Source organism: Blautia sp. MB18-30, assembly GCF_023669475.1.
GTDB classification, from domain to species: domain Bacteria; phylum Bacillota; class Clostridia; order Lachnospirales; family Lachnospiraceae; genus Blautia_A; species Blautia_A fusiformis.
Window position 1 is genome coordinate 1 of record NZ_JAMOYY010000058.1, and the last position, 13,360, is coordinate 13,360.

Here is a 13,360-nt window from a genome sequence, read left to right on the forward strand (position 1 = left end):
GCATACGGGAACAGTATAAATATAGCTTGTGGACACTGTGTAAGACATTGCAGTACCGTAAGGTGTTTGCCAATGCAGTAGTGGGAGAAGCAAGAATCCCCCTGCTTTAGCTGTGGGGAGTGTCAAAAAACATTGCTTTACAAGAAGAATAAAAAAGCATATAATTCTTTTATAATATATTTAATAAAAGAGGGTAAGAAAACGGAAAATAAAGATAAAAAAAATATAACAAGAAAAAGAATAATTAATTATGTGCTGAACAATCATGTTACATCCAAGGCGGGAATCGCAAAAGAGTTAAACTTGAGTATGCCGACTGTGTTAGCAAATGTGAATGACTTGTTAGAAAAAATGGTGTTGGAAGAAACTGGGGAATATGCTTCGACCGGTGGAAGAAAGGCAAAAAGTATAGGGATTAATAAGTCATACTGTCATGCAATGGGAATTTTGATTACAGCGAATCATATAGAAATGGTATTAGTAAATCTTGGAGATGAGATTATAAAAAAAGATCGCATCCGTTTAAAATTTACGGCAGAATTATCCTATTGTACAGAAGTGGCACAAAAGGTCAAAACTTTTCTTGAAGGCGAATTATCGAAGGATACGCTACTTGGGATTGGAGTGGCGATTCCGGGAATTATTGATCAGAAAGAACGGATCGTTTTAAAATCCCATGCTTTAGGTATAGAGAATTATAGTCTGCGCTTTTTAGAGCAGGCTTTGGAAATTCCAGTATATTTTGAAAACGATGCTAATGCTGCAATGCTTGCAGAAAAAAAGCAAAAGTATCCAAATGCGATATATCTGTCTTTGAACCACACCTTAGGAGGCGCATTCTGCATAGATGGAAAGCTGTTTCGAGGGCAGAACCAGAAAGCAGGTGAGTTTGGTCACATGATACTCGTTCCCGGTGGAAGAAAGTGTTATTGTGGTAAATCAGGATGTGCAGATGCATATTGTGCTGCAAGTGTACTGACACAAGATAACAGGCAGTCACTGGATGCATTTATGGAAAAAATTGAAAGTGGTGATGAAAAAAATTTGCAGACATGGAATGAGTATCTGGATCATCTTGCTGTTTTGATATCAAATCTGCGGATGGCATATGATATGGATATTATACTCGGAGGTGATGTGGGAGGTGTATTGTCAGATTATATGATACCACTGGGAGAAAAAGTGATGGCATATAATGGCTTTGAGCATGATGTTTCATACTTAAAAAATTGTTCGTATAAGAAAGAAGCGTCGGCTGTTGGAGCCGCGAAATACTTTTTTACAAAACATATGGCAGAATTGTAAATTTTTTGAACGCAGATAAGCAGTCCACCGCATCTGGTGCGCAGGGCGTCAAGCGTTGGGTAAGGGGATGTTCACTCTGTTGGAGTTAAAAGCTCCCACTGACAGGTTGCAAAGTGAATGCAGATGTCCGCTTTATATGTGTGAAAAACGAGAAGTTGTGTAAAATTAGAAAAAGATATTATAGTAAAAAACGGAAAGAAAACAGTAACTACGGTTTCCTTTCCGTTTTTTTTTATGTTAATTATGAAAAATATACAAAAAATATATTTTGAAATTATGAAATATATAAAAATATGAAAAAACATATTGACAAATTGTGTTTACATGGTAATAATATAATTACTTTGATAAAACATTTTATAAAACATAAAACAAAATAACATAAAAAAGGAGAAAACAGTTATGTTACAGCAGGTAATGACAAATCCAGGAGAAATTATTTTCAGAGAGGTTCCGGTTCCGGAGGTAAAGGAAAATCAGGTGTTGGTAAAGATTATGAATATTGGTGTTTGTGGATCAGATATTCATGTTTATCATGGAAAACATCCGTTTACAAAATATCCGGTAACACAGGGACATGAGGTTTCCGGTGAGATTACAGAACTTGGAAAAAATGTCACAGAGTTTCATGTGGGACAGAAGGTGACGATAGAGCCTCAGGTATATTGTGGACATTGCTATCCATGTCGTCATGGAAAGTATAATCTCTGTGAGGAATTAAAAGTAATGGGATTTCAGACGACAGGAACAGCATCTGAGTATTTTGCAGTGGATGCATCGAAAGTAACACCTATTCCAGAAGATATGTCCTATGAAGAAGGAGCTATGATCGAACCTCTTGCTGTGGCAGTTCATGGTGTAAAACAGATGGGCGATGTGGCTGGCATGAATATTGCAGTCCTTGGAGCAGGACCGATTGGAAATCTCGTGGCACAGGCAGCAAAAGGAATGGGGGCAGCGAAAGTGATGATCACAGATATCAGTGATCTTAGACTGGCAAAGGCAAAAGAATGTGGAATTGATGTGTGTGTGAATACCCAAAATAAAGACTTCGGTGAGGCAATGATCGAAGCATTTGGACCGGATAAGGCAGATGTGATCTACGACTGTGCCGGAAACAATATCACAATGGGACAGGCAATTAAATATGCAAGAAAAGGAAGCACGATCGTACTGGTGGCTGTTTTTGCAGGAATGGCAGAAGTAGATCTTGCAGTGGCAAATGACCACGAACTTGACATTAAGAGCACGATGATGTACCGCCATGATGATTACATAGATGGAATCAGACTGGTAAATGAGGGTAAAGTTCATTTGAAACCGCTCATCTCAAAGACATTTGCTTTTAAAGATTATCTGAAGGCATACCAGTATATTGATGATAACCGCGAGACAACGATGAAAGTAATTATCAACGTCAGTGAAAAGTGAGGAGTTCGTATGGAAAATAAATATGGAATTGTCGGAGTTGCCCATGTCGGGCTTCCGACAAACGATTTGCAGAAAACAGTTGAGTTTTATAAGAGTCTTGGATTTGAAGTAATTATGCAGTCTTATAATGAAAAAGCAGGGGAAAAAGTGGCATTTTTGCAGATAAAAAATTACTGTATAGAGACTTTTGAAAATGGGCAGGCGGCAATGTCAGACGGTGCATATCAACATGTTGCACTTGATGTGGAAGACATTGAAAGTATGTATCAGAAAATTTGCAATGAAAAATACACAATTATTACAGACGGAATCGAAGAACTGCCATTTTGGGAAAATGGTGTGAAGTTTTTTATGATCAAGGGACCAAATGAGGAAAGAATAGAGTTCTGTCAGAAACTCTGATAAAAATAGGAGGGACATATGGGAAGCGAAAACAAAAATGGAAAAGTACCGCTGATCAGTAAGATTGCATATGGGTTTGGTGATGTCGGATGTAATTTCAGCTGGATGTTCGTCAGTAATTTTCTGATGATATTTTATACAGACGTGTTCGGAATCAGTATGGCGGCTGTGTCAGCACTTATGCTTTTTTCAAGATTCTGGGATGCAATCAATGATCCAATCGTCGGGGGACTTACGGATAAAACAAAATCGAGATGGGGACGGTACCGTCCATGGCTGTTAGTAGCGGCACCAATTACAGCGCTTCTTCTTGTTATGACATTCTGGGCAAGACCCGACTGGCCGCAGAATGGAAAGATCATTTATATGGTAATTACATATTGTCTGCTGGTTTTGGGGTATACCTGTGTGAATATTCCATATGGAACCTTGTGTGGTGCTATGACACAGGATATTGATGAACGTGCAAAAATAAATACATCCCGTTCGGTTGCAGCGATGATTGCAATTGGTGTGTTAAATATTATCACAGTTCCGCTGCTCAGCAAATTCGGCAGTCACAGTGCAAAGACAGGATATCTGACGGTGGCGGTCATATATGGATGTATTTTTACAGCCTGTCATTTCTTCTGCTTTGCGAAGACGAAAGAGGCAGTGATTACTCCGGAAAAAGAAAAAATTTCTGTAAAGATACAGTTGAAAGCAGTCATGCAGAACAGACCATATCTTCTTGCATTGGCAGGACAGATATTATTTGGATTTACATTATATGGTAGAAATGCAGATATTCTGTATTATTTTACATATGTGGAAGGGAATGCCTCCTACTACACAACTTATTCGATGTGCATCATTATTCCTTCTATCATCGGGGCAGCCTGTTTTCAACCATTATTCCGCAAGTTGAATAACAAAGGAAGAACAGCATCTCTCTTTGCTTTATTTACAGGAATTTCCATGTTGTCTATGTTTTTCTTCAATGCCAAAGAATCACCAGCTATTTTTTATGCATTATCTGGTCTCACACAGTTTTTCTTCTCTGGATTTAATACCGCAATCTATGCAATTATTCCAGACTGTGTGGAATATGGGGAGTGGAAAACCGGACTTAGAAATGACGGTTTTCAGTATGCATTTATTTCACTTGGAAATAAAATCGGAATGGCAGTTGGAACAGCACTTTTAGCAGGATTACTTGGAAAATATGGTTATATTGCAAATCAGACACAAAATGCAATTGTACTTTCAATTATGAAGCATGCATTTACGACGATTCCGGGTGTACTGTGGATTGTGACTGCGGTTGTATTATTTTTCTACCGGTTAAATAAAAAACGTTATAACGAGATTGTAGAGGAACTAAAAAATGGAAGAAAAAGTTGATATCGTGGCATTGGGAGAATTGCTTCCTATGATCCAAATTATCGCTCGTCTCTTTGGAAGAGCAAAGAGTATGCAGTGAAAAAAATGAGATCTGTCATAGAATTGGTAGATGTCATGAAGGTATCAGATGAAGAGAGTACTCTGTTGACAGAGGCGAAGAGTTATGAGCAGGCTGCAGATCAACTCCTTGCCATGGGACCAAAGCTGGTTGCTATTACATTGGGAGAACAGGGCGTTCTTATGGCAACAAAAAGCAGAAAAGAAATCATCAAAGCATTTCAGACACATGCGGTCGACACGACTGGGGCAGGTGATTCATTCTGGGGAGGCGTATTATGCAGTATCCTTTCTATGAATAAGAATGTTGAAAAAATGGAATGGGAAGAAATCAAAAAGTGTGCTGTTTTGGGAAATGCAGTTGCTGGATTGTGTGTGCAAAAGAGAGGCGGAATCCCTGCGATTCCGACGAAAGAGGCAGTGCTTGGATTTATGCAGAAATAATGAATGTATATGAACAAACTCGGGGCTGTAAAATTCACGATTTATTAATCGTTAAAGCATCAGCCCCGTGTTTTTCTGTCGGAGTATTATTCAGTTTTTATCTCTCCATCATACTGATAGACTCAATTCCGACACTTCCGCCGCGGACAACTTCGATATGTTTGAACTCTTCTTTGATAAGCTTGATGACCGCGTCATTTTTGGTTGCGGTCTGGACGAATTCCAGAAGGAGGCTGTCTTTTCCATAGTCGATGACACGTGCCTTGAAAGTCTCAGCAATCTGGAAAAGTTCTACTTTATCTTCCGGGGAGCAGCCCTTTACCTTGATGTAAAGGATCTCCTTCATTCGAACGAACACGTCTGTAAAATCAATAACCTTGATCACTTCGATCATACGGTTCAGCTGTTTTTTGATCTGCTCAAAGGTTTCATCATCGCTGACTGTGGCGATGGTCATTCTGGAAACTGTTGGGTCCTCCGTGGTTCCAACTGTAAGACTGTCCAGGTTATAGGACTTTCCGGAGAAAAGACCGGAAATCTTGGAAAGAACACCGACCTGGTTTTCAACGTAGAGAGAGATCCATCTTTTTTTCATTCCTTTATCCATCATTCATTCCTCCTAACAACCCATGATCAGATCAGCCAGGGTGCCGCCCGGCTTGACCATCGGGTAAACCATTTCCTCCGGATCAATGATAAATTCGATGATCGTAGGAGTTTTTGTATTCTTCTTAGCCTCTTCGAAAGCAGCCGCAATCTGATCCTTCTCAGTTACGCGGATACCCTTTGCCCCATAGCTCTCTGCGAGACGGATGAAATCCGGTGTGTATTCCGGATATTCCTGACCGTCTGTGCGGCGGGAGAGTGCACCGGCCTTCAGATTTGTCATGGCGTAACGTTTTCCGTAGAAAAGCTTCTGCCACTGGCGGACCATTCCGAGATATTCATTATTAAAGATACAGCAGATGATCGGAAGCTCCTCCAGAACTGCGGTAGCCAGCTCCTGAATGTTCATCTGCATGCCGCCGTCACCGGAAACGGAGATGACCGGTGTATCCGGATTACCAATCTTGGCACCGATAGCACCTGGAAGGCCATAACCCATGGTTCCAAGTCCACCTGACATGATCAGCTGACGGTTCTCGGTGATGTCTGCATACTGGCTCACCAGCATCTGATGCTGACCTACATCGGTAACAAGAATGGCCTTGTCAAACTGGCGGTTGATCTCGCCGATGATATCCAGCGGTCCCATAATACCACGGTCTTTCATGGTAAGAGGATGCTCTTCCTTCCATTCCTGGATCTGCTTCAGCCATTTGCCGGTATTACAGTCCTGTACATATTCATTCATTTTTGTTATTGCCTCTTTTGCATCGGCAACGATGGGGATGTCTACATGGATATTTCTGGAAATGGAAGCGGTGTCAATATCGATGTGGACGATCTGTGCATGTGGGGCAAATTCATGGAGCTTGCCTGTGATACGGTCGTTAAAACGGGTTCCGATGGAAAACAGAAGATCGCATTCATTCACGGCCATATTTGCGGCATAAGCGCCGTGCATACCGAGATTTCCGATAAACAGAGGGTTCTTTGTGGAAATGGCGCCACGTCCCATAACGGTTGTGACAACCGGGATCTGAGTTTTCTCAACAACCTGGGTGAAAATCTCCTGCGCGCGGGAAATGATCACACCGCCGCCAGCAAGAAACAGAGGTTTTTTGGCCTTCTGCAGCATTTTGAGGGCACGCTTCAGCTGTCCGATATGCACGCTGGTGTTAGGCTTGTAGCCGCGGATATTGACGGTCTTCGGATACTCAGCACTTCCCAGCTCGGCCATTACATCCTTTGGAAGGTCGATGAGAACCGGGCCTGGGCGTCCGGTGCGTGCGATATAGAAGGCTTCCTTGATGATACGTCCAAGATCCTCACGGTTGCGGACGGTAACACCGTATTTTGTGATGCTTCTGGTGATTCCGACAATATCAACCTCCTGGAACGCATCGTTTCCGATGAGGTGACGGGCAACCTGTCCGGTAAAGCATACAAGCGGAACACTGTCATAGTTGGCAGTTGCAAGACCTGTAACAAGGTTGGTAGCTCCGGGACCGCTGGTAACGAGACATACGCCAACCTTTCCGGTAGTTCTGGCATAGGCATCTGCTTCGTGTACAAGGGCCTGCTCGTGACGCGGCAGGATGATGTCAATGCCGCTCTGTTTATATAATTCATCGCTGATATCGATGGTGCAGGCACCAGGATAGCCGAACAGAACATCAACGCCTTCTTCTTTCAAGGCTTTTACAAGCAATTTGTTTCCGGAAATCTGTTTCATGAATTGGTTCCCTCCTTTGATGATGTGAAAAGTTAAGCAGATAAGGGCTGCCGCGAGAAATTTTTCCAATAAAAAAGTCCCGGCATATCTGATAAAATATGCTCAGGACGGATGATTCCGCGGTACCACCTGTTTTCAGAGGTAAAACTCTGCTCTCTGCCAGTACAAAATTATACTGCCTCCCTGTAACGTGGGAATGACGATGAAGCCTACTGCATGAAGATCCATGGTTCAGTCCACTGCTCGAGGGCTACTTCCACAGTTCAGTCACGAAGATTCTCACCGGCCATCTTCTCTCTGTGCATCCGGAGACTGTGTACTACTCCCTGTCATTGCATTTAGTAAATATGGATAAAAATTTTCTATCATTATAATATAAAATATCGGAACTGTCAATTAGAAATCCTGATGGCTCAACGGGTGAGCCGGGGATTACGATAACAGTTCCGATATGGATGATATTAAGTATTAAATATTTTTTCGGTACATCAGCTGTTTCTTGTTACGGAGCTGGAGCCTGCTTACTCAGGATTCGGTATTATCCCGTGTTTCAGGATCTTTTTCCGGAAGGTAGACATGCACTTTCTCGATACGGTTTTTATCCAGCTTTTCTACGATCAGACGGATTCCGTCCTCTGTGATCACTTCGTCACCGGCAACAGGCAGACGATCCAGATGTTCGATGATAAATCCACCCAGGGAATCATAATCCTCGGAATCCAGTTCCGTATCCAGATGATCATTTACGTCATCCAGATGCATGGAACCTTCGATGATATATTCCCGGTCGGAAATCTTCTGGACAAGCTCGTCCTCCTTCTCATCGTATTCGTCATGGATCTCACCCACGATCTCCTCCAGGATATCCTCCAGTGTGATCAGTCCGGCCATATCACCGTATTCATCCAGCACAATGGCAATGTTGAAGGTGGAGTCCTTCATTTCCACAAGAAGATCGGAAATGCTTTTTGTTTCGTAAGTGAAATGCGGCTTTCGGAGGAAATGATCGATAACAAATTCCTCATTTTTGTCGTAAAGAAGAAGATCCTTCATGTTGATGATTCCCACAATGTTGTTCTGGCTGTCCTTATAAACCGGCAGACGCGTGAACTTATCCTCGCGGAAAATATCGATCAGCTCATCATAGGTGGATTCCACATCCGCAAAGGTAACATGTACTCTTGGAACCATGATATCCTTGGCTGTGGCATCTCCAAGATCAAACACATTGTAGATCATTTCTTTTTCGTCGGATTCAATGACACCGTCCTCATGGCTGACGTCCACGATGGTACGAAGCTCCTCCTCGGTCATGGCCTTGCTGGCTGCATCCGGATCCACACGCATCAAGCGCATCACACCTCTTGAAAAGAGATTGATGATAAAGATCACCGGTGTCATGATGGTCATAAGAAATTTAAAGACCGGGATATAGCGGAGGGTGATCTTTTCAGAGTTAATGGTTGCGTAGTTCTTGGGGGTGATCTCACCGAAGATCAGGATCAGAACCGTCAGGATCACCGTCACGATGCTGACCATATAGCCGCCAAAGCTGTATGCAAGTGTGGTTGCAAGGGAAGAAGCCGAAATGTTCACAATGTTGTTTCCGATGAGAATCGCACTGAGAAGCTTGGGCGTCTGGTTCTCCAGGATATCGAGAGCCATGGCTGCACGCTTGTTTCCTTCGTCTGCAAGAGAGCGGAGACGGATCTTGTTTACCGACATCAGCGCGGTTTCGTTAGATGAGAAAAAGGCTGACAATGCCAGCAGAATAAGTAATATGATTATCTGGTAAGTGTCGCTAGGGTCCACTTTCAATATTCACTCCTTTAAAAATAAGATTATTTGGTTAAAAATATACAGATACTCCCACATTATATACGTTTTACTGGATTTTGGCAAGAGCCGGACCGGTACAGCGCATATAGATATATGGAAAAAATACGAAAATAAGTCTGCTTCTTGACAAAAGAGTAAGTTCAGACTAACATATATGTATATTCATATATAAAGAAGAACGGTATAGGAATGGAAGGAGAGGTTTATGTTTCTGGAGATAAAAGGAATCAAAAAATCCTTCGGGGCAGGAGAGAGCCATGTAGATGTTCTGAAGGGAATCGATCTTGAGATTGAAAAGGGAGAATTTTGTGTGCTTCTGGGGCCGTCCGGTTCCGGGAAATCCACGCTGCTAAACATTATTGGCGGCATTGACGGAGCGGATGCAGGAAGCATTACCATTCAGGGAGAACAGCTGGAGGATATGAAGGAAAAGAAGCTTTCCCTCTACCGCAGAAAACATCTGGGATATATTTTTCAGATGTATAATCTGATCCCCAATCTGACTGTGAGGGAGAATATTGAAGTTGGTGCTTATTTAAGTGACAGACCGCTGGATGTGGATGAACTGCTGGAGACACTGGGACTTTATGAACATCAGCGGAAGCTTCCGAACCAGCTTTCGGGAGGTCAGCAGCAGAGAACTGCTATTGGACGTGCCATTGTAAAAAATCCGGATATCCTGCTTTGTGATGAGCCTACCGGCGCTCTGGACTACAACACCTCCAAGGAAATCCTGAAGCTGATCGAAACAGTCAATCACAAATACGGAAATACTATAGTCATGGTTACTCATAACGATGCCATCAAGGATATGGCAGACCGTGTGGTAAAGCTTCGTGACGGGATGATCCGCAGAAACTATCAGAATGAGCAGAAGATTCCGGCTGCTGACCTGGAATGGTAAGGGGGCATTATGAAGAATCCTTTACGTAAACGTATCCCCAGGGAACTGAAGGGGGAATTTGGAAAATATCTGGTGGTTTTCCTGCTGATGGTATTGACCATCGGGTTTGTGTCCGGCTTTCTGGTAGCCGATGGAAGCATGCTGAAGGCTTATAATGAGAGCTTTGATAAATATAACATCGAAAACGGAAATTTTCGTACTGCGGAAAAGATTTACAGTTCTCAGTGGAAGGATATTGAAGCTGCCGGTGTTAAGCTTTATGAGAACTACTATATAGAAGAAGATCTGGATAACGGAAGCACCATGCGTTTTTTTAAAAACCGTGAGAAGGTGAATAAGGTCTGCCTGATGAAGGGAGAAATGCCGTCAGGGCAGGGCGAGATCGCCATTGACCGTATGTATGCGGATAACAACAGTCTTAAGGTAGGAGATACTCTGATCAGAGGTGAAAAATCCTGGAAGATCACAGGCCTGGTGGCACTTTCGGATTACAGTGCCCTGTTTCAGAATAATAATGATTCCATGTTTGATTCTGTAAAGTTTGGTGTGGCGATCGTAACTCCGGAGGAATTTGAAAACCTGGATCAGGAAAAGCTCCGGTACAATTATGCATGGATATATGATCATCAGCCAAAGAACGAAAAAGAGGAGAAGAAGTTTTCCGAAAATCTCATGGAAGACATTGGCAAAGTGGTAGCTCTGGAAACCTTTGTCCCACGTTATCTTAACCAGGCGATCATTTTCACCGGTGATGATATGGGCGGAGACAGGGCAATGGTCATCACGCTTCTTTATATTGTGATCGTGATCATGGCTTTTGTGTTTGGAATTACCATCAGCAATACGATCCGAAAGGAAGCCGGTGTTATCGGTACGTTACGTGCATCCGGTTATACCAGACGGGAGCTGATCCTTCATTATATGACGCTTCCGGTTCTGGTCACGCTGGCCGGTGCCCTGATCGGAAATATTCTTGGATATACCGTATTTAAGGGGGTATGTGCAGACATGTATTACGGGAGCTATAGTCTGCCGACTTATGTGACCGTATGGAATGCAGATGCCTTTCTTCTGACAACTGTAGTTCCGGTCATCATTATGATACTGATCGATCATGCGGTGCTCAGGTACCGCCTGCAGCTTTCGCCTCTGAAGCTTCTGCGAAGGGATTTTTCTGGTAAAAAACAGAAACGTGCAGTGTATTTAAGCCCGAAGATAGGAATTTTTTCCAGGTTTCGCCTCCGGGTGATCTTTCAGAATGTCAGCAGTTATCTGGTGCTGTTTGTGGGAGTTGTTTTCGCAAATCTGCTGTTGTTTTTCGGAATGCTTCTTCCGTCTGCGCTGGATCATTATCAGCTTGAGATCCAGGAAAATATGCTGGCGAAATATCAGTACATGCTTTCGGTTCCGGCAAGTGCCTATTCTGGGAATAAAGAGGATGCCATGAATTCTCTTCTGGAATATTATACGGATATCAGAACGGACAATAAAGATGCGGAAAAATTTTCTGCGTATTCTTTGAATACCATGCCTGGTAAATATAAAAGTGAGGAGATCGCTTTTTACGGTGTGGAGCCTGACAGCCGGTATATCCAGGCGGATCTTTCGGGAGACGGTGTTTATATTTCCAGTGCTTATGCAGATAAATTCCGGATCAAGGAGGGCGATACCATAACTTTGAAGGAAAAATACGAGAAGGATGAGTATTCCTTTAAAGTAGATGGAATCTATGATTATGCGGCAAGCCTCTGTGTATTTATGGAAAGAGATAAACTGAATGAGGCGTTTGATCTTGGAGATGATTATTTTGGAGGATATTTCTCTGATACAGAGATCAGGGATATCCCTTCAAAATATATCGGCTCTGTCATTGATCTGGAGGCTCTTACAAAAATATCCAGGCAGCTGGATGTCTCCATGGGAGATATGATGGGAATGATGTATGGATTTTCCGTGATCATTTTCCTGGTGGTGATCTATCTGCTTTCCAAGGTCATCATCGAAAAAAATGCCCAGTCGATTTCCATGACCAAGATCCTGGGCTATACAAATGGTGAGATCAGCCGTTTGTATATACTTTCCACATCACTTGTGGTGGTGTTCTGCCTGCTGTTAAGCCTTCCGGTTGAACGGCAGATCATGGAAGTGCTGTTCCGCGAGATGATGCTTTCCAGTATTTCGGGATGGATCACCATGTGGGTGGATCCCATGATCTATGTGAAAATGACAGCGATCGGAATCGCAGCCTATGCAGTGGTAGCAGTGCTGGAATTCCAGAGGATCCGTCATGTGCCCATGGATGAAGCACTGAAAAATGTGGAATAATATGTGACATCTGTATATATATCTGGAAAAATAATTCAGGATATCCGGAAATTTTACAGAATATGCAACAGGATCAGGAGTATGTGTGGTTTAACTGAATGCGGATGCTTTTATCCGCTTGAACAGTTGTCTGTGAATAACCACATATACTCCTTAAATATTCATAAATTTTCCGGAATACTGGAAATATTACTACAAACTTGTTATAATAATCCCATACTTCCCGTTGGAGGGAATAATTCAAACAGGAAATCAGGTGAGGAACATGGCAGGCAGAAAGAAGGATCCGCTGTATAAAAGCTTCGGATATGCGTTTCAGGGGATTTTTACCTGCATCCGCAAGGAAAGAAATATGAAGATCCACTGTATGGTGGCAGCGCTTGTGGTGATCGCAGGACTGATCCTTGGGATTTCCGTGACAGAGTGGTGCATCTGCCTGGGGCTGTTCGGAATGGTGATGGCGCTTGAGCTGGTGAATACGGCAGTGGAAGCTGTTGTGGATCTGGTCACAGAGGAACGTCACCCACTGGCAAAGATTGCCAAGGACACAGCGGCCGGAGCAGTACTGATCGCAGCGATCATGGCAGCGATCGTCGGACTGATCATTTTTGTTCCCAAGGGACTTGTTTTTCTGGGAATATGACAGGAACAGAAAACTTTTGTTTCAGGATAGGGTCTGGTGTCGGACTGTGGTGTGATGGTCCGGCAGCTGCCGGTTTCAGGAAAGGAGGATGATATAAGTAACTAAATATATTGTAAAAAGATATTAAATGTGTTTAAATGTACTTATGGAGGTATATTATGGACACATCAAATATCACAAATTATAAACCAAAAGATTTTGCTGAATTATTAGGTGTTTCTGTAAAAACGCTTCAGAGATGGGACAGAGAGGGAATCTTAAAAGCAAACCGAACTCCAACAGACAGGCG

Annotated in this window: 12 protein-coding genes and 1 other annotated feature; of the genes, 9 read left to right on the plus strand and 3 right to left on the minus strand. The window is 42.8% G+C overall.

Annotated features, from left to right (window positions below):
* The first annotated feature begins 132 nt into the window (after window positions 1-132).
* From NCY57_RS15735 to NCY57_RS15755, 5 genes are all read left to right on the plus strand, one after another.
* Window positions 133-1,305, plus strand: a complete 1,173-nt coding sequence (locus NCY57_RS15735; RefSeq protein WP_330639019.1) for an ROK family protein — start codon at window positions 133-135, stop codon at window positions 1,303-1,305.
* 402 nt (window positions 1,306-1,707) lie between these two features.
* Window positions 1,708-2,736: a zinc-dependent alcohol dehydrogenase gene (locus NCY57_RS15740; protein WP_044962122.1), complete on the plus strand. Its 1,029-nt coding sequence runs from the start codon at window positions 1,708-1,710 to the stop codon at window positions 2,734-2,736.
* Between the two features lie 9 nt (window positions 2,737-2,745).
* Window positions 2,746-3,138, plus strand: a complete 393-nt coding sequence (locus NCY57_RS15745) for a VOC family protein (RefSeq protein ID WP_008369413.1) — start codon at window positions 2,746-2,748, stop codon at window positions 3,136-3,138.
* Window positions 3,139-3,156: 18 nt separating this feature from the next.
* Complete coding sequence (locus NCY57_RS15750) at window positions 3,157-4,521, plus strand: MFS transporter (RefSeq protein ID WP_250789831.1); 1,365 nt, start codon at window positions 3,157-3,159, stop codon at window positions 4,519-4,521.
* 84 nt (window positions 4,522-4,605) lie between these two features.
* Entirely contained in the window at window positions 4,606-5,022 is a 417-nt protein-coding gene (locus NCY57_RS15755) for a carbohydrate kinase family protein (protein ID WP_250789834.1), read from the plus strand.
* A gap of 97 nt (window positions 5,023-5,119) precedes the next feature.
* Here the strand turns inward: NCY57_RS15755 and ilvN are convergent, their stop codons facing one another.
* From ilvN to NCY57_RS15770, 3 genes are all read right to left on the minus strand, one after another.
* Complete coding sequence (gene ilvN, locus NCY57_RS15760; protein WP_015526065.1) at window positions 5,120-5,629, minus strand: acetolactate synthase small subunit; 510 nt, start codon at window positions 5,627-5,629, stop codon at window positions 5,120-5,122.
* 12 nt (window positions 5,630-5,641) lie between these two features.
* Complete coding sequence (ilvB, locus tag NCY57_RS15765) at window positions 5,642-7,360, minus strand: biosynthetic-type acetolactate synthase large subunit (protein ID WP_250789832.1); 1,719 nt, start codon at window positions 7,358-7,360, stop codon at window positions 5,642-5,644.
* Between the two features lie 100 nt (window positions 7,361-7,460).
* Window positions 7,461-7,702 (minus strand) — a binding site (T-box leader).
* 183 nt (window positions 7,703-7,885) lie between these two features.
* Window positions 7,886-9,172 (minus strand): HlyC/CorC family transporter, encoded by a 1,287-nt coding sequence (locus NCY57_RS15770; protein ID WP_110104213.1) that lies wholly within the window; start codon window positions 9,170-9,172, stop codon window positions 7,886-7,888.
* A gap of 232 nt (window positions 9,173-9,404) precedes the next feature.
* On the opposite strand from NCY57_RS15770, the gene NCY57_RS15775 reads away from it, so the two are divergent.
* The 4 genes from NCY57_RS15775 to NCY57_RS15790 form a co-directional block, all read left to right on the plus strand.
* Window positions 9,405-10,103, plus strand: coding sequence for an ABC transporter ATP-binding protein (locus NCY57_RS15775; protein ID WP_118753327.1), 699 nt, complete (start codon window positions 9,405-9,407; stop codon window positions 10,101-10,103).
* 9 nt (window positions 10,104-10,112) lie between these two features.
* The gene (locus tag NCY57_RS15780; RefSeq protein WP_173740164.1) at window positions 10,113-12,428 is read left to right on the plus strand and encodes an ABC transporter permease; all 2,316 of its coding nucleotides are present in this window, start codon (window positions 10,113-10,115) and stop codon (window positions 12,426-12,428) included.
* Between the two features lie 265 nt (window positions 12,429-12,693).
* On the plus strand, window positions 12,694-13,071 hold the full coding sequence (locus NCY57_RS15785) for a diacylglycerol kinase family protein (protein ID WP_015526060.1): 378 nt from the start codon (window positions 12,694-12,696) through the stop codon (window positions 13,069-13,071).
* Window positions 13,072-13,244: 173 nt separating this feature from the next.
* On the plus strand, window positions 13,245-13,360 hold a 116-nt coding region (locus NCY57_RS15790; protein WP_250789575.1), incomplete at its 3' end, for a MerR family DNA-binding transcriptional regulator.

Excerpts from the sequence above, each read along its gene's own strand:
- NCY57_RS15740 (WP_044962122.1), top strand. The coding sequence starts at position 1,708 with ATGTTACAGCAGGTAATGACAAATCCAGGAGAAATTATTTTCAGAGAG.
- NCY57_RS15745 (WP_008369413.1), top strand. The coding sequence starts at position 2,746 with ATGGAAAATAAATATGGAATTGTCGGAGTTGCCCATGTCGGGCTTCCG.
- NCY57_RS15750 (WP_250789831.1), top strand. The coding sequence starts at position 3,157 with ATGGGAAGCGAAAACAAAAATGGAAAAGTACCGCTGATCAGTAAGATT.
- NCY57_RS15755 (WP_250789834.1), top strand. The coding sequence starts at position 4,606 with ATGAGATCTGTCATAGAATTGGTAGATGTCATGAAGGTATCAGATGAA.
- ilvN (WP_015526065.1), bottom strand. The coding sequence starts at position 5,629 with ATGGATAAAGGAATGAAAAAAAGATGGATCTCTCTCTACGTTGAAAAC.
- ilvB (WP_250789832.1), bottom strand. The coding sequence starts at position 7,360 with ATGAAACAGATTTCCGGAAACAAATTGCTTGTAAAAGCCTTGAAAGAA.
- NCY57_RS15775 (WP_118753327.1), top strand. The coding sequence starts at position 9,405 with ATGTTTCTGGAGATAAAAGGAATCAAAAAATCCTTCGGGGCAGGAGAG.
- NCY57_RS15780 (WP_173740164.1), top strand. The coding sequence starts at position 10,113 with ATGAAGAATCCTTTACGTAAACGTATCCCCAGGGAACTGAAGGGGGAA.
- NCY57_RS15785 (WP_015526060.1), top strand. The coding sequence starts at position 12,694 with ATGGCAGGCAGAAAGAAGGATCCGCTGTATAAAAGCTTCGGATATGCG.